Genomic DNA, 16,217 nt, shown 5'->3' with positions numbered 1-16,217 from the left:
AACCTAAGGTAAGTATTATAAGCCTTAGGTTATTTTTTGATATTATCAATATTACACTTTGTAAGATTTCAATTATTTCTTAATATTATTAACATCTTTCAAAAGTTTTTCAAGCTTATCAGTTGAAGTAATTCTTTCATTACATTTTTCACTGTCTAGACAAATATCAAAACCTATTGATCTATAAGTTCCTTGCTCTGGATTAGAAGTTTTGCAGAGTGCTGAAACAAATGCTACTTCAGTATCATTTCCAATATGGTTACAAAGAGTACAAATGTGATTATTGCTTGAATTATAGCTTGGTATTTTACATGCCATACCAGTAAGCTTACCATTTAAGTTATATGCTATAAATAATTTTCTACTTCCCTCATCAATCCATCCTAAGTAAACTTTTTTTGAGCTTTCAAAGTCTAAATTAGGAATTTTTAATTTTTTTTCTTTTCTAAATAATTTAGTAATTGTATTGCTTTTAATAGCAGTCATTCCATAGACATATTCATTTAAATCCTCTAAATATTTATCAATATGTAGTGGATCAGTTATTTTATTAATATCAATTAATTCTTTTTCTTCATTAGATAATTCTGAAAATCTACTTAATATTTTTTCATTTATATATGCTTTATTTGTTTCTATAATATTAGGGTCAGTACAGTTTCTTAGAGTACCATGTAAATCAGTGATGCATTTTTTTATAAAATTAAAATCTTCTTTTTTTATAAAAGGTTTCATTAAAATATACCTCCTTTTAGAAATTTGATTTTTTATATTATATATTAACTATTAAATTCATAGATAAAATTAAATAATAACTAAAATAAAAAATGATTATTATTACTCAAAGTAGAGAAATAATAATCATCTATATTTAAAATGTAATATATTCATAATCATATTATTTAATAGCTTGTTTTAAATTTAGATGTTATTACTTTAAGTACTGCTTTAATGAGATAATAACATCTTTTAAAATAAGTATTCAATCTAATAATTAATTCTGTAATGATTATGAGCATAGTTTCTTTTTATCACTTATAATTCTTCTTATACTTTTCTCAGAAAGAAAGTACTCTTTTGCAAGAGTATTTATGGAGGTTCCGTCTTTATATTTTTTGAATATTTCAGTGTTTCTAGCATTAAGGCTTTTTCTTATTCCACTGTTTTCACCCCAAGCCTTTTGATTTTCATTCTTTCTTGGAATATAAAGATATTTTCCATCCACATATTTTTGTAATATTTCAATGATTTCCTCTGGTAACACATCTTGTGCTTTTACATATTTCATTTCCTTGCTCCTTTAATTTACGTAATATTATTAAAGCAAAGAATACTAAAAGCTATGTGTCACAGAACCTAATTTATATTCAGCTAACTCAATACATTAGGCTCCAAACAAAGCATAGCTTACTTTTAGTAATCTTTGCAAGGAGCAAGATGATTTATAACTGAATGTATTATTTACCTTCAAGAAAAACACCTCCTTTATTTAATGTGTATTATATCACATTAAATTTAAGTGGTAACTAAAAAGTGCCTAATTGTTAAAAAATTATATGTTGATAGAATTAAGTTAGAGATTAAAGAGATTCTGTTTTAGAAATGAAATATGAATTTAAAAATGGAGGCATGAAAATGGTAAAACATATAAATCAAGATGAATTTGAAAAGGAAGTAATAAATGAAGAAGGAGTAGTCGTTGTTGATTTCTTTGCAACTTGGTGTGGCCCTTGTAAAATGCTAGCACCAGTTTTGGATGAAGTACAAGATGAAATGAAGAATGTAAAAATAGTTAAAATAGATATAGATGAAAATTCGGATAAGGCTTCTGAATATGGAGTTAAAAATATACCAACAATAAAAATATTTAAAAATGGAGAAGAGATTACTACAAATGTAGGATTTGTACCTAAAAATTTATTAAAAGAGATGATAGAAAAAACATTATAATTACTTATTAAGTTATATAAATATTTATTTTGGATAGTCTTTTAGGGAATTAAGATATTTTTTAATCTACTTAGTCGAAACTACTTTGAAATATATTATATAATTAAATTTAATAAAGATATTGATTTAATTAGTAAATATGGCTTTGTTTTAGGAAGAAGTTAATTTATCAAATTTAACTAATAGCTAATACAAGGCCATAAGTAATATATGGACTTATTTAAAATAAATTCATAATATTTACATATACTTTTAGTAATTTAAGGTTAAATTTTAATTATGTTTTATAAGGAATTGAGGAGGATAAAAATGTATAAAGTAGAGAATGATACTTATGAGTGTCCAGTTGAAGCCTTATCAAATATTTTAGGAAGAAAGTGGGTTGCTGAGATAATATGGGGAATTAAAGATAATAAGGTTAGGTTTGGAGAATTACAAAGATTATTAAAGGGATGTAGCAAAAAAATGCTAAGTCAACAATTAGAATTATTAATGGAAAATAACATAATAATTAATGATAAAAAAACTATAAATAATATAGTTGAATCAACTTATTATTTAAGTGAATCTGGGATGTTGTTATTACCTATTTTAGAGAAGATGATATCTTGGGGAAACATAAATTTATCCTGTGAGGGATAAGTAGAAATAAAGGGGGAAAGGTTTAGTGGAAAATATTAATTTCTTTATTGTTTTTATAGAGGGAATCTTATCAATTTTCTCGCCGTGTATATTGCCAATACTACCAATATACTTAAGTATGTTATCTAATAGTAGTGTAGAGGATATAAGGGATTCTAATTTCAAAAGTGGTGTTTTAATAAGAAACACATTATTCTTTACTTTAGGAATATCAACTACATTTTTTATATTAGGTTCATCAATAAGTGCTTTAAGCTCATTCTTTAATACTAATAAGAATATTATAATGATTTTAGGTGGAGTTATTATATTATTTATGGGCTTATTTTATTTAGGTGTAATAAACTTAAATATATTAAACAGAGAAAAAAGATTGAATTTTAAATATAAGAATATGTCACCATTATCAGCCTTTGTGTTAGGATTTACATTTAGTTTTGGATGGACACCATGTATAGGGCCTATATTAGCATCAGTGCTTGTAATGGCATCAAGTTCAAAAAATTTATTAATGTCTAACTTATTAATACTAGTTTATACAATTGGTTTTATATTACCATTTATAATAGCATCATTATTCTATGGTAAATTATTCAAAAAGTTCGATGGAATAAAGAAGCATATGGACTTAATTAAGAAGATTAGTGGAATTTTCATTATAATAGCTGGTTTAATAATGCTTGTAGGTGGAATAAGAAATATGAATAATGAGATAAAGATTAATAATAATCCTCAGATAAATAAGAGCGAAAGTGTAAATAAAGATAGTAAAAATGAAAGTAACAATAAGAAGCAAGAAGAGGAAAATAAAATTCTTCCAATAGATTTTACTTTATATGATCAATATGGAAATAAACATACTCTTAGTGAATATAAAGGAAAAACTATATTCTTAAATTTTTGGGCAACTTGGTGCCCTCCATGTAGAGGAGAAATGCCTTATATAGATGAGCTTTACAAAGAATACAATGAAAATAAAGATGATGTTGTAATCCTTGGAGTAGCTTCACCTAATTTAGGAAGAGAAGGTTCAGAGGAACATATAAAGAATTTCTTGAAAGAAGAAAATCATGTATTCCCAGTTGTACTTGATGAAAATGGATCTATGGTTTATCAATATGGAATAAATGCTTTTCCATCAACTTTCATTATAAATAAGGAAGGATATATAACTAAATATATTCCAGGTGCAATGACAAAGGAAACTATGAAAACTTTGATTGAAAGTGAAAGATAATAAGAGTATTATTAAGTTTCAAGTTTAATTTATTGAACTTAGAATCTTATTTAGATATCTCAATTAATTTATTGTTATTAAATTTTAAGATAATTATATAAAAGAGATTAAAAAATTATATAGAAATAGAGTTTATAAGATTTTAAGTAGTTTCTTATATCTTAAATAGTTATATTTAGATAGTGGGTTAAAACTATTAAGAATTTATAGTTATACAAATTTAAAATTTTCATATCAATATTTCATTTAAAAGTACTGTATCAAAACAATTTAATAAAACCTATATATTATGATAATAAAAATTTTTATAAGTATAATTTATAGGTTTTATAATTGAGTTTTGGTACAGTTTTTTATTATACTTAAATAAAGATTAGTTATAATAAATTAATCGTAAGACTTAAGTATAGTGCTAAAAAATCATCTTTAACTAAACGGGTATAATAAAATAGTTTTAAGGTGGTTAAATAATTTAAAAGGTTATTAGTTTTATTTATAAAGAGAGGATATGAGGTTAGATGGACAAAAATTTAAAGAATTTTAATGGGATTAAAGGAACAGAGGAAAACTTAACTGGAATAGCTAAAGTAAATTTTAATACTGAACAAGGAGTTAGAAACCTAGTACTTTGGGGAAAAGAAGTAGATGAAAATTCTTATTTATCTCTAAGAATTTTAAAAAGATTGCATAAATATTATGGCACTGATAATTCAGAAATAAAATTTGAAAAAGTATTATCTGATAGATTTGATGAAGAGGTTTTCAATAAGAATAATGCTAATTTAATTTTAGTTGTAAATAGTATTAATGACTTAATTAGGTTAGAGAGCAATAAATTAAAAGAAGATTATGAAATTTTAAATCTAATTATAAAAAGATTTGTAAGAGTAATAGAGATTGCTCATAAAAATAGGGCTAGAATTATATTTACAACAATACCTCCATTTAGTGGTGAAAATAAAAGTTTAGAGTATGTAAGAAATGAGATAAACTCTTGGATTAGAAATAGTACATTTTTAGATGGATATTTAGATTTAGACAAAATTGTTGAAAAGAGACTAGATGTTTCTAAAGATAAGAAAGAGATTAATTATGATAAAGAATTAGAAGAATATATGGTAGAAAATATTTTTTTAGATTATATTGTAGAAAGACTTAAACCTTTTGAGCTTGACCACATGAGCCAAAGTGATTTAATAAAAGCCATGAATGAGAATTCAAGGTTTATTAATGAAGATGGTATTGATATTTTAGTTAAGCCAATACCAGATCCAGTTGAAGAGACAAGAATAGATAGAAGAATTAAATATTTTTATGAGTACAAAAGACCTAAAAGATCAGGAAATCCTTATGTATTTGCAGGGGAAGCAGTTGGAGATATGAGAGATAATATGGGATTATTAAATTTAAATCTCTGCAAAAGTAATATATTGATGAGTAAAGAAAATATAAATGGAGTTAATTGCAGAGTTTATAAGAAAGAAGGATTAAAAGAAAATTTACCATGTATAGTTTATATACATGGAGGTGCTTTTATTGGGGGAAGCTTAGATGTTTCTGAAAATCCCTGTAAACTTATAGCTGAGGGGATTAATGGAGTTGTAATAAGTGTTGATTATTCTTTAGCACCAGAAAATCCATATCCTCTAGGATTAAATGATTGTAGAAAAGTTGTTGAATATATTGAAGAAAATAATTTTTTATATGGAATAGATAAAAATAAAATAGGAATAGTAGGGGAGAGTGCAGGGGCTAATTTAGCAACAATTGTGGCTAATGAAAATTCAAATATAAAGTTTCAAGGGCTTGTATATCCTGTAGTTACTTTTGTAGAGAAAAATCCATTTTTTAATTGGGATATAGATTTATATGAGAATCCATATAAGGAAGAAAAAATATATAATTTTATTAATTCTTTGAGAAATTGTGAGGATTTAGTGCAAAAGCTTTACATACAAAGAGAGTTAGATCCTAGAAGAGAAGACTTATCACCAATATTTAATAAAAACCTTTCAAAGGCTAAAAAAACATTAATTGTAGTTTCTGAATACGATTATTTAAGAGTACAGGGAGAAGCTTATGGTAAGCTTATTCATAAAGCAGGAGTAGAAACAAAAATAATAAGATATGAAGGGGTAAACCATGCATTTTTAGATAACCTTGGCATATATCCTCAAGCAGAAGATACAATAAATGAAATTATAAAAGAGTTTTTAGATGCTGTAGGCAATAAAAACTCTTTTAAGTTGTAATTGTGAGATTGTAGAAATTGAGGAAGTAGAAGAGGTGATTAAAAATAAATAAGAAAGCAAATAGTTAATAATAATAAAACTAAGAGGGGATTATGAAAAAACTCATAATTCCCTCTATTATTTTAAATTTATATTAGAATTATATAAATAAATATAGTATTATAAGGGAAATGAAATTAAATTAATGGAGTAAAGATTATGTCATTAGAAAAGAATTTTGAAAAAGAGCTTATTAAGAAATGTGAAATAGCAGAGAAAGAGTATGGTTGTCCTCAAAAAAGACTTTTATTAACAATAGAGAAGTTTGGTGGAGTGAGAACAGTTCAAGAAATTTTACGTAAAGGTAGAGTTTCAGATGGTTTTGATAAATTACAAAAGGCAAATCGTTTAGATCTTACTATGGAAGCTACTATTGTTGAAAGTAAATACAACGAACTTTTCACTGATGAGGAAGTAAATAGTTGCCATGAGCTTCTTTGTGAGTATGGATATTACAGATAAATAAAGAAGATATAGAAATTAGTTGAGACTATAGAAAGTTTTGTTTTATGGAAAGCTTACTATAGTCTCAATTATTTTGAATATATTTTAGCTACTCATTTGATTTATACCATTAATTATTTGGACAAGTTCCTCTGGAGATTCAGGAAGATCATTTTCTAACCAGGTTTCAATGATTGAAATACACCCTCCAACAGAATATCTCATATAGTAATTAGCAATGGTTTTATTTATTAAATTATGATTATTAAATAGCTTCATTACATCTATTTGATCTGCAATATTTAAAATACGATTTAATATACTACTATCTCTCTGATTGCAAAATAGAACTTTACACAAATCTTTATTTTCCTTAATTAATTTAAGTACCTTAAGAAGTAGTAAACTATTATATTCTTCTATGGGAATTTCTTTTATATATTTTAAAATTTGATGGAATAACTCGTCTTCCATAGATTGAAACAAGTCAAAGGCATCTTTATAGTGAGTATAAAATGTTCCCCTATTAATATCAGCTTTTTTACAAATATCAGTAACAGTAACTTGATGAATTTCTCTAGTTTTAAGAAGTTCTATTAAGCTTTCCTTAATAACTTTCTTAGTATATAAAGTTCTACGATTTCCGCTAACACCAGCCATATATACATCTCCTTTTAATATCTCATTTATATAATACCAATATATTTCCTTTAGTTTATATATTTTAAAAAGTTATTGATTTTAAAGAAATTTTTAGACTTACGTAATTTTTAAAGAAAGTGTTTACTATGTATTAAAACTTGTCTTTAAGATAAATTTGAAAATAAATTTTACCTTAAAACATAATTTAGATAATTTATTGTTAAATGTTATTAAATCAACAAATTGATTTTAAATGTGTATTTAATAACGTTAAGAAATTATGTGATTATTGTTTAGCATATTTTCTTAACTTATACTATTTATTATAAAATTAAACGAACAAAGTGTCTATTTAATAACTTTGAGTATATAGTAAATTTTTTATGATGTAATTGTTAGTTTAGGGAGGAATAAGATGGCATATATAGATGTAATAGATGTTCACAAGAGATATAAAATTGGGGAAAACATAGTTGTTGCTAATAATGGAATTAATTTTTCTATTGATAAGGGAGAATTTGTTGTTATTTTAGGACCTAGTGGAGCAGGAAAATCAACTACACTTAATATTTTAGGGGGAATGGATAGCTGTGATGAAGGTAAAATAATCATTGATGAAACTGATATATCTAAATTTAGTAATAGAGAGCTTACTAAGTATAGAAGATATGATGTTGGATTTGTATTTCAGTTTTATAATTTAGTACAAAACTTAACTGCAAAGGAAAATGTGGAACTTGCCACTCAAATTTCAAATAATGCCTTAGATGTTGAGAAAACTTTAGAGTTAGTTGGGCTTGGACATAGAAAAGATAACTTCCCAGCACAATTATCTGGTGGAGAGCAACAAAGGGTCTCTATAGCTAGAGCTATTGCAAAAAATCCAAAACTTTTACTTTGTGATGAGCCAACAGGAGCTTTAGATTATAGTACAGGTAAGCAAATTTTAAAAATACTTCAAGATACATGTAGAAAGATAGGAACTACGGTAATAATAATAACTCATAACTCAGCAATAGCACCTATGGCTGACAAGGTTATTAAGATTAATGATGCAAAAGTTAGAAGTATTGAGATTAATTCTAATCCAATCTCAGTTGAAGAAATAGAGTGGTAGGAGTGAATAGTTTTACATGAAGGCATATAAAAAGTCTATAGTAAGAGAAATTCTATCATCAAAAGCCAGATTCTTTTCTATAATGGTAATTATATTTTTAGGGGTTGCATTTTACTCTGGAATAAAATCAGCAGGCCCAGATATGAATAAAACCATAAATAAGTTTTATAATAATGAAAATCTTATGGATAGCAAGGTTATTTCAACTTTAGGATTAAGTGATAAAGATTTGGATTTACTTAAGAATGATCCTAAGATTTTAGATTATTATGGTACTCATAGTATAGATGCAAACTTAACTAATATGAGCAATGTGGTTAAGTTTATGGAGTATGATGGAAAAAATAATATAAATAATTTAGTTGTATTAGAAGGTAAGTTACCAGAAAAAAGTGGTGAAATAGCTTTAGATGAAAGAGCTTTTAAGCTTAATAAAAACTTAAAAATTGGTGATGATTTTATAATTGAGACTGATGAAAATACAATGAAGAACTTTAAAGAAAGTAAGTTTAAAATCGTTGGGATTGTAAAAAGTCCAATGTATATTGAAAAAGAGTCAAGAGGATCAACTACTGTTGGAAAAGGAACTATTGATTACTTTGGCATATTAAATAGCAATGATATAAATATGGATGCTTACACTGAAATATATGTAAGATTTAAGAATATACAAGGTCTTGATGCTTATGGAGATGAGTACAAGGAATTAATGGAAGAGAATAATAAATATCTTGAAGATTTATATTCTAATAGAGAAGTAGAAAGAGTTGAAGAGATAAAAGAGGAAGCCAAAAAAGAGTTTAATAAGGCTTATGAAGAGTTAAATGAAAATGAAAAGTTACTTTTAGATAAGGAAAAAGAATTACAAGAGGGGAAAGCACAATTAGCAGAAGGAAAAAAACAATATAGTGATAAAAAGTTAGAGTTTGAAAAGGTAATTAAAGAGGGAGAAGCCAATATTCTAAAGAGTGAAAAGGAATTAGAAGAAGGGCAGGCTGAAATTAAGAATCAAAAGTCTAATATGGAAGAGGGAGAAGCAAAGTTAAATGATGTAAAAACTACCCTTCATAATAGTAGACAAGAATTTTTAAATCAGGGAATTAATCCAGATGAAAGTACAAATGGATTAAAGGAGAAAATAGAAAATCTAAAAAGTTTATCTAAAACAATGATTTCTCTATCTAATGATATAAAAACTACAGTTACTAATCTTTCAGGAAATGAAAAAATACCAGCTGAAAAGATTCAGTACTGGAAAGGTATAGTAGCTAACTTAGGATTAAATGAGTTAAATGGAGCGATAGAGGGCTTAGAAAAAAATCCAGAAAACAAAAATATTGCTTTAGGACTTTCAGATTCTTTAGATAAAAGTGTTAAATCTATTAATGATAATACTTCAAAATTACAAGTATTGTTAGATGGAATAACTAAATATCAAGAGGGAAAAAATCAGTATGAAACTCAAGTGGCTGTATTTAATGAAGGTAAAAGTAAACTTTATGAAGCTGAAAAACAATTAGAAAAGGGTAAGGCAGAATTAGCTGAGGGAAAAAAATCTCTTGAGGAAGGAAAAGCTAAAGGAGAAAGAGAACTTCAAAAGGCAAAGAAGAAGTTAGATGAATCAGAAGAAAAGTTAAAAGAGGGCCAAAAAGCAATAGAAGAAAATAAGGAAAAACTAGCAGAAGGAAGAAAAGAAGTTGAAGAAAAAGAAAAATCAACTTTAAATGATTTGGATGAATGTAATTACTACGTATTTGATAGAACTGATAATCCAGGATATTCAGGATACAAGGATTCTATTAATAGTTTAGATAGCATTGCATCAGTATTACCTGTGTTTTTCTTTATAGTGGCAGTCTTAATTTGTTTAACAACAATGACAAGAATGGTAGAGGAGAAGAGAATAGAAATAGGTACTATGAAGGCTTTAGGATATGAAGATTTTGAAATTTCCTTAAAGTTTGTAATATATGCAGCCTTAGCAAGTATTTTAGGATGTCTACTTGGAATATTAGTTGGAAGCAACATTCTTCCTAAAATAATAAGCAATGCTTATACAAGTGTATATGCTCTTCCTAGTATAGATACTTATTACTATCCATCTTATACAATTCAAGCTTTAGTAATATCAATATTATGTACAGTGGGAGCAGCCTTATTTGTTGTAAGAGTTGAGCTTAAAAATAAGCCATCAAATCTTATGAGACCAAAGGCTCCAAAACTAGGTAAAAAGATATTATTAGAAAGAATTACACCAATTTGGAAAAGATTAAACTTCAATCAAAAGGTAACATTTAGAAATATATTTAGATATAAACAGCGTATGCTTATGACTATCTTTGGTATTGCAGGATGTATGGCACTTCTTGTTACTGGTTTTGGACTTAAGGATTCAAATACTGGAATGGTTGAAAAGCAATTTGATAAGTTATGGAAATATGAAGCTATGGTAGTCTTTGGAGATAATCCTACAGAAGCAGAGATTGAAAAATATAATGAAACTTTAAAAGAATTACCTGGATATGAAAATAATTTAAGAATGCACCAAGAATCAGTAACCTTTAGCAAAGAAGGAATGAATAAGCAAACAGTTAGTCTATATGTACCTGAAAATAAAGGTGAGCTAGATGAGTTTATACTTTTAAATGATAGAACTTCAGGAGAAAAATATGAGATTCCAGATGAGGGTGTTATTATTAATGAAAAGTTAGGAAAACTTTTAGGGGTATCCATTGGAGATACAATAACCTTTAAGGATGAAAATAATAATCCTCATGAGGTGAAAGTAGAGGAGATAGCTGAAAATTATCTTATGCATTCAATGTATATGTCACCAGAATATTATGAAAAAGTCTTTGGGAAGAAAGCTATCTACAACACAGATCTTATAAACTTTGATAAGAGTAAGATCAATGAAGATGAAATATCCTCAAAACTTATGGAATGCAAGGACGTTGTGAATGTAACAATGACATCACAAATAGAAAAGACAACTAAAGAGTCAGCGGCTAACATGAATGTAGTAATGCTAGTAATAATATTATCAGCAGGATCATTAGCTTTTATAGTTTTATACAATCTAAACAATATAAATGTCTCTGAGCGTATAAGAGAACTATCAACCATAAAAGTTCTTGGATTTTTTGATGATGAAGTTACAATGTATATATTAAGAGAAAATATAATCTTAACCTTATTAGGAATATTGGCAGGATCAGTTTTAGGAAAGATTCTACATGCCTTCATAATAAGGACATCAGAAACAGATACTATGATGATGTATCCTAAGATACATATATCAAGTTATATATTCTCAGCTTTAATAACTATACTTTTCACAGTAATAGTTATGATACTTATGCATGTTAAGTTAAGAAAAGTTAATATGATTGATGCATTGAAATCAAATGAATAAAAAAGAAAATAGGATGTATTAAGGTATAAAAATAAAACTTACAAACATATTCCGAGAATTACTAGATTTTAAGTTCAAGTTTCCAAATTTTAATTTGGAAACTTGAACTTATCCAATGGAACTTTTGTTACATTGGAGTCATTTTAATAATTATTATTCCGAAGATATTACTAAAACTTCGAAACTTAAGTGAAAGCCCAAATTTTTAATTTGGAATCTTGAACTTATGCAATAGAACTTTGTGAGATTGTATTCCTAAGAAATTAACAGTCTCAGTTTTTAACGTAATATCTTCTCCATAATAATTTAAATTCTAAAGCTCATCTAGATATTCTCTTCATACTGTTTGTAAGTTTTTTTATTAATGTTTATTTTTATACTACCTTTTGCTTTAATTGCTTATAACTAAGAAAATATATATGAATATTTTAGTTAATTGGAAACCTATAAAATTCAATAAATGTAATTAAATGTTTAAGTGGTGATATAATAAATACTGGGAGGGATTTATTATGCGATTTGAACAGGATTATATTAAACGAGTTATAGATTCTATAGGGAAAATGTGTGTTGCTATTGTGGCTGGGAAGAATGTTATTGAAAGTAATATAGAAGATAACAATTATGATATGAAAATTTCAGAAGATGATTTATTAGAGATTATGGTTAAAAAATATGTTGATCAAGGAAATATAAATGAAGCTGAAAATATAATTTTTGAAGCTATAAAAATTCACAAAACTAAAAAGAGTTATGAAATTACTTTAGATTTTTATAAGCATATAAATGACTATAGTGATGAGAAGTTACAAGAACTTAATTTTTCAAGAGAAGAAATAGTAGATGGGTTAAATGAAATTAAAAATACATTTAGATAAGTTTTGATTAATGATAAATATAAGATCTTAATCCTTAATTGGGTTAAGATTTTTTTAGTATTATGTGACTTATAAATGATGTTAATAAATAAAAAAATAATAAATAAATTATTGTTAATCAAAAAGGAAGAATGAATCTTATAAAGAATATTATGTAGAAATGGAGATTAATATAAAATAAATTTTAATGACAAATAGGAGAAGATATGAGGAATTTAATTTTAGAAGTAAATAAAAATATTGAACTAATGAATATAATTTTACTTACAAGTAGATATAGTGAGATTTTAAGTGAGAGATTTGGATTTAAGGTAGATTTTGTAGATTATTCTAATGAAAAGTATATTAGAGATATAAATGACTACTTTCAAAAATACTCTGATCATGAAATATATATAAAGTTAGAAGAAATGATTAAAGATGGGTTTTTCTTAGGTAGACCTATGGTTTTTGCTTTAGCTTTAGATAATGAAGAGGGGGCAGACTTTAAGTATGAAATTAGTGAGTTTAATATAAAATTAAGTGGAGGAATTAAGAAGCTAGAAGAATTTAGAGTTTTATTTAATTCGTTTAAGGAAGAAACAAAGTTTGATGATTTTTTCTCTAAAGTTGAAGTATATTATAAAGATGATTTAGAATACTTCAATAGAATTTTAGAAAAATATAATTTCATTAATAACTTAGAAGAATTTTCAGGCAATAAAAATACTAACTATAATTTTGTTATGAGTAATTTATCTAAATATAATTTTGGTTTTGATTTAAATAAGGATAAAGAAAAGTATATAAATATTGTATTTAATTTAAGTATTTTTTTAGGTGATGCTATTTTTATTGATAATGATTATGACATATGCAATTTAATTTTTCATGAGTTAAGTCATCCTGTGATAAATCCATTAACTGAGAGTAATTTAGCTTTAGTTAATGAATATAAAGAAATACATGAAGAACTTGAAAAATATAAATCTGAATTCTCTGGTTATGGTGATTGGGAAGAATGTGTTAATGAGCATATAGTAAGAGCCTTATCAATACATTTAAGTAAAAAATACTTTGATATTGATTTTACTAATAGAAGAATTGAATTTGATTATAACTTAGGTTATAGATATATTAAGGAGATAGTCAGTAAGTTAGAGGAATACGAGAAAAATAGAAACAGATATAAATCCATAGAGGAATTTTATCCAGAACTTATAAAAGTATTTGTAATATAATAAATACTAAAGGTAATAAGTTTGAGTAGATTATAACTTTTTAGTTAAATTATTTATTTGGGACTGTGATATTATTGGGATGAAATATGAAGAATTTAGTTTTTAAAGAAGATATTATTTTAAATGTTAAAGATATACTATATTTGTATAATGATGTTGGTTGGAGTTCATATACTAAAGATATAGATTCTTTAATTAAATCAATTAAAAATTCATTGAAAGTAATAAGTGTTTGGGACAAGGATTTATTGGTGGGTTTGATAAGAGTTGTAGGAGATGGACATTCTATAATTTATATTCAAGATATTTTAATATTACAAAAGTACCAAAACAGAGGAATAGGAAAAAGACTTATAGAAATTATTTTAGATAAATATAAAAATGTTATGCAAAAAGTACTTTTAACAGATAAAGAGGAGAAAAATATTTTATTCTATAAAAAAGTTGGATTTTCTATGGCTGAAGAATTTGGCTGTGTATCATTTGTAAAGTTTTAATATTAGTTATTGCTGAATGTTAAGATAGAATATATTTTTATTTATTTTAAATTCACTCTATAATTAATTTTATTTTTCTTTTGATAAAAGATATATATTAAAAATAGTACCTAAAATACACAGAGAGATAGATATAATGGATAGCCAATCAATTCTTTTTTTCCATATGAATAATGAAAAAAATATTATTAGGATTAATATGACTAATAATATCATAATGCTTATATTAACAATGGTATTATTTAAGGGGTTTTTATTGGTACTCATAATAATCTCCTTTATAGATTTTATTTTTAGTATGAATTAAAATTTGTAAAAATACAAGACTTCTAAAAATATGAAATTAATGTTAAAATTATACTATTAAGTGTTTTGATTTTATTAACAAATAAAAGAAAGATTGATAAATAAATATAAAAAAATAATCAGCAATTATGATAAATATGCTGATTATTTTTATAAGATCTTGATTTTATGAGTATAAAAAACTATTTCAAGGAGATTGCATTATGGATGCGATATCCTAAGGAGTTTTAGGAGGTGTTTTTATGGAAAATTCAGAGAAATTAACCAGAAAAGAAAAAAGAGAATTAGTGGAAAATAATTTATTAGCACGAGTTTATGATTTAATTCTAAATGAACAAACTTCTGAAGAAGAACGTAGTATCTTAGTTGAATTTAAAAATGCAGTTGAAAGTGGAAAAGATTTTCAATTAGAAACAATGAAATTAGCAGAAACTTTAAGACAATTAGCACTTAGTAAGTTTAAACATAAAGAAAAACTTAGTGATGAAGTTAGTAAGTTTTATATGGACATTTCTACTACAGGACTATTCGAGAAAAATTTAGCTATTGGTTTATGTGCAACTAAACTTTGGTTTCAATAAAATTGAAAATTACTCTAGTTACTTTAAAAAGAAATTTGGAGGATATCTATTATGATATTAATAGAAATAGTATGTGTTTTAATAAATTTAATAAACTTGATATTAGCTTTAAAGTTAAAAAATATAGTTGTTGAAGGAGAATATATAATAGAAAGTCAAGAAATTAGAAAGGTATTAGTAGGACCTATAGTAATTTTTATTTTTTTAATAACTTTAATTTTAGTCAAGCAAACAATGATCATACCACTTTTATTAGTTTTTGAGAATTTCTATTTAATTAGTTTAAGATGTAAACTTTACGACTTAGAGTTTTTATCAAAAGATAGAAGAAAGTACATAGATATAAATAAATTAATTTTTAAAGATATGGATAGTAACGAAAATTCTGATATTAGTATGACAAAGGAATTTATAAATATAATAAATTCCAATGATATGGTAGAAAATTTAGATGAATACAAATATAAATACAAACTAACAGATATCCAGATGAATTATTTATTAGAATCCTTAATTTGTGAACCTAATAGTATATATACTAAATATAATGCTTACATTTATGTTAATTATGATTTGAGATTACTAGAAATAAATAGTAGTTTTAAAAAAAGTAATATAAGGGAATTTGAATTTAGAAATATATTAATGGTAAATGAATATGAGATTCTTGAAAAAATTAGAAATATAAATGAAATTTCTGAAGAGAGTAAATTAGAAAGTAGTGTATATTTTTTATTAATGAATTATTTTAAATTAAAAGAATATACTACAAAATTAGATGAGAATAACTATATTGAATATAGTAATAATAATTCAAAGTTATTTGATATATATTTTAATCATTTAGATGAATGTATAAATAAATTAAGTGATCAATCTATAAAAATTTCTTTAAAGGCTATAGAAGCAGGAATACCTATAGAGACTATTAGTGATATAACAGGAGTATCATTATTAAAATTAAAGAAGTTTGTTGATGATAAAATAGATACATAAT

The 16,217-nt window shown here is 25.2% G+C and carries 15 protein-coding genes; 12 read left to right on the top strand and 3 right to left on the bottom strand.

The features are described from left to right. Window positions 1-72: 72 nt before the first annotated feature. Together I6G60_RS12715 and I6G60_RS12710 are read right to left on the bottom strand one after the other, a co-directional pair. A complete protein-coding gene (locus I6G60_RS12715; protein ID WP_057230875.1) occupies window positions 73-735 on the bottom strand; it encodes a FusB/FusC family EF-G-binding protein in 663 nt (220 codons plus the stop codon). A gap of 274 nt (window positions 736-1,009) precedes the next feature. Further along, window positions 1,010-1,288: a CD3324 family protein gene (locus I6G60_RS12710; RefSeq protein WP_003461479.1), complete on the bottom strand. Its 279-nt coding sequence runs from the start codon at window positions 1,286-1,288 to the stop codon at window positions 1,010-1,012. Window positions 1,289-1,635: 347 nt separating this feature from the next. Here I6G60_RS12710 and trxA point away from each other — a divergent pair, with 347 nt between their 5' ends. The 5 genes from trxA to I6G60_RS12685 all read left to right on the top strand — a co-directional run bounded on the left by trxA (window position 1,636) and on the right by I6G60_RS12685 (window position 6,582). Next, the gene (trxA, locus tag I6G60_RS12705; protein WP_111744069.1) at window positions 1,636-1,950 is read left to right on the top strand and encodes a thioredoxin; all 315 of its coding nucleotides are present in this window, start codon (window positions 1,636-1,638) and stop codon (window positions 1,948-1,950) included. Window positions 1,951-2,259: 309 nt separating this feature from the next. Then, on the top strand, window positions 2,260-2,592 hold the full coding sequence (locus I6G60_RS12700; RefSeq protein WP_003457093.1) for a winged helix-turn-helix transcriptional regulator: 333 nt from the start codon (window positions 2,260-2,262) through the stop codon (window positions 2,590-2,592). A gap of 25 nt (window positions 2,593-2,617) precedes the next feature. After that, entirely contained in the window at window positions 2,618-3,829 is a 1,212-nt protein-coding gene (locus I6G60_RS12695) for a cytochrome c biogenesis protein/redoxin (RefSeq protein WP_057230878.1), read from the top strand. 518 nt (window positions 3,830-4,347) lie between these two features. After that, window positions 4,348-6,081, top strand: a complete 1,734-nt coding sequence (locus tag I6G60_RS12690) for an alpha/beta hydrolase fold domain-containing protein (RefSeq protein WP_111744070.1) — start codon at window positions 4,348-4,350, stop codon at window positions 6,079-6,081. A gap of 198 nt (window positions 6,082-6,279) precedes the next feature. Then, on the top strand, window positions 6,280-6,582 hold the full coding sequence (locus I6G60_RS12685) for a hypothetical protein (RefSeq protein ID WP_003477055.1): 303 nt from the start codon (window positions 6,280-6,282) through the stop codon (window positions 6,580-6,582). A gap of 87 nt (window positions 6,583-6,669) precedes the next feature. On the opposite strand, the gene I6G60_RS12680 is transcribed toward I6G60_RS12685, so the two are convergent. Then, window positions 6,670-7,224 carry a TetR/AcrR family transcriptional regulator gene (locus I6G60_RS12680; protein WP_111744071.1) on the bottom strand — a complete coding sequence of 185 codons (555 nt, stop codon included), beginning with the start codon at window positions 7,222-7,224 and terminating at the stop codon, window positions 6,670-6,672. A 397-nt stretch (window positions 7,225-7,621) separates the two neighbouring features. On the opposite strand from I6G60_RS12680, the gene I6G60_RS12675 reads away from it, so the two are divergent. From I6G60_RS12675 to I6G60_RS12645, 7 genes are all read left to right on the top strand, one after another. Continuing rightward, window positions 7,622-8,323, top strand: coding sequence for an ABC transporter ATP-binding protein (locus I6G60_RS12675; protein ID WP_003457044.1), 702 nt, complete (start codon window positions 7,622-7,624; stop codon window positions 8,321-8,323). A 16-nt stretch (window positions 8,324-8,339) separates the two neighbouring features. Continuing rightward, window positions 8,340-11,738: an FtsX-like permease family protein gene (locus I6G60_RS12670; protein WP_004458222.1), complete on the top strand. Its 3,399-nt coding sequence runs from the start codon at window positions 8,340-8,342 to the stop codon at window positions 11,736-11,738. A 512-nt stretch (window positions 11,739-12,250) separates the two neighbouring features. Next, entirely contained in the window at window positions 12,251-12,616 is a 366-nt protein-coding gene (locus I6G60_RS12665; RefSeq protein ID WP_110016315.1) for a DUF6483 family protein, read from the top strand. A 206-nt stretch (window positions 12,617-12,822) separates the two neighbouring features. Next, window positions 12,823-13,836, top strand: coding sequence for a DUF4932 domain-containing protein (locus tag I6G60_RS12660; RefSeq protein WP_004458203.1), 1,014 nt, complete (start codon window positions 12,823-12,825; stop codon window positions 13,834-13,836). An 86-nt stretch (window positions 13,837-13,922) separates the two neighbouring features. Next, on the top strand, window positions 13,923-14,333 hold the full coding sequence (locus I6G60_RS12655; protein WP_003468952.1) for a GNAT family N-acetyltransferase: 411 nt from the start codon (window positions 13,923-13,925) through the stop codon (window positions 14,331-14,333). A 548-nt stretch (window positions 14,334-14,881) separates the two neighbouring features. After that, window positions 14,882-15,220, top strand: coding sequence for a bacteriocin immunity protein (locus tag I6G60_RS12650; protein ID WP_004458219.1), 339 nt, complete (start codon window positions 14,882-14,884; stop codon window positions 15,218-15,220). 51 nt (window positions 15,221-15,271) lie between these two features. Beyond that, entirely contained in the window at window positions 15,272-16,216 is a 945-nt protein-coding gene (locus I6G60_RS12645; protein WP_111744072.1) for a hypothetical protein, read from the top strand. Window position 16,217: the final 1 nt, after the last annotated feature.

The organism is Clostridium perfringens (assembly GCF_016027375.1).
GTDB classification, from domain to species: domain Bacteria; phylum Bacillota; class Clostridia; order Clostridiales; family Clostridiaceae; genus Sarcina; species Sarcina perfringens.
The sequence above is the reverse complement of the archived record's forward strand: the minus strand, read 5'-3'. Positions and strand labels throughout refer to the sequence as shown.

What these genes read in the sequence shown, in the direction of transcription:
- I6G60_RS12715 (WP_057230875.1), bottom strand. Translation starts at nt 735, where the DNA reads ATGAAACCTTTTATAAAAAAAGAAGATTTTAATTTTATAAAAAAATGC.
- I6G60_RS12710 (WP_003461479.1), bottom strand. Translation starts at nt 1,288, where the DNA reads ATGAAATATGTAAAAGCACAAGATGTGTTACCAGAGGAAATCATTGAA.
- trxA (WP_111744069.1), top strand. Translation starts at nt 1,636, where the DNA reads ATGGTAAAACATATAAATCAAGATGAATTTGAAAAGGAAGTAATAAAT.
- I6G60_RS12700 (WP_003457093.1), top strand. Translation starts at nt 2,260, where the DNA reads ATGTATAAAGTAGAGAATGATACTTATGAGTGTCCAGTTGAAGCCTTA.
- I6G60_RS12690 (WP_111744070.1), top strand. Translation starts at nt 4,348, where the DNA reads ATGGACAAAAATTTAAAGAATTTTAATGGGATTAAAGGAACAGAGGAA.
- I6G60_RS12685 (WP_003477055.1), top strand. Translation starts at nt 6,280, where the DNA reads ATGTCATTAGAAAAGAATTTTGAAAAAGAGCTTATTAAGAAATGTGAA.
- I6G60_RS12680 (WP_111744071.1), bottom strand. Translation starts at nt 7,224, where the DNA reads ATGGCTGGTGTTAGCGGAAATCGTAGAACTTTATATACTAAGAAAGTT.
- I6G60_RS12675 (WP_003457044.1), top strand. Translation starts at nt 7,622, where the DNA reads ATGGCATATATAGATGTAATAGATGTTCACAAGAGATATAAAATTGGG.
- I6G60_RS12670 (WP_004458222.1), top strand. Translation starts at nt 8,340, where the DNA reads ATGAAGGCATATAAAAAGTCTATAGTAAGAGAAATTCTATCATCAAAA.
- I6G60_RS12665 (WP_110016315.1), top strand. Translation starts at nt 12,251, where the DNA reads ATGCGATTTGAACAGGATTATATTAAACGAGTTATAGATTCTATAGGG.
- I6G60_RS12660 (WP_004458203.1), top strand. Translation starts at nt 12,823, where the DNA reads ATGAGGAATTTAATTTTAGAAGTAAATAAAAATATTGAACTAATGAAT.
- I6G60_RS12655 (WP_003468952.1), top strand. Translation starts at nt 13,923, where the DNA reads ATGAAGAATTTAGTTTTTAAAGAAGATATTATTTTAAATGTTAAAGAT.
- I6G60_RS12650 (WP_004458219.1), top strand. Translation starts at nt 14,882, where the DNA reads ATGGAAAATTCAGAGAAATTAACCAGAAAAGAAAAAAGAGAATTAGTG.
- I6G60_RS12645 (WP_111744072.1), top strand. Translation starts at nt 15,272, where the DNA reads ATGATATTAATAGAAATAGTATGTGTTTTAATAAATTTAATAAACTTG.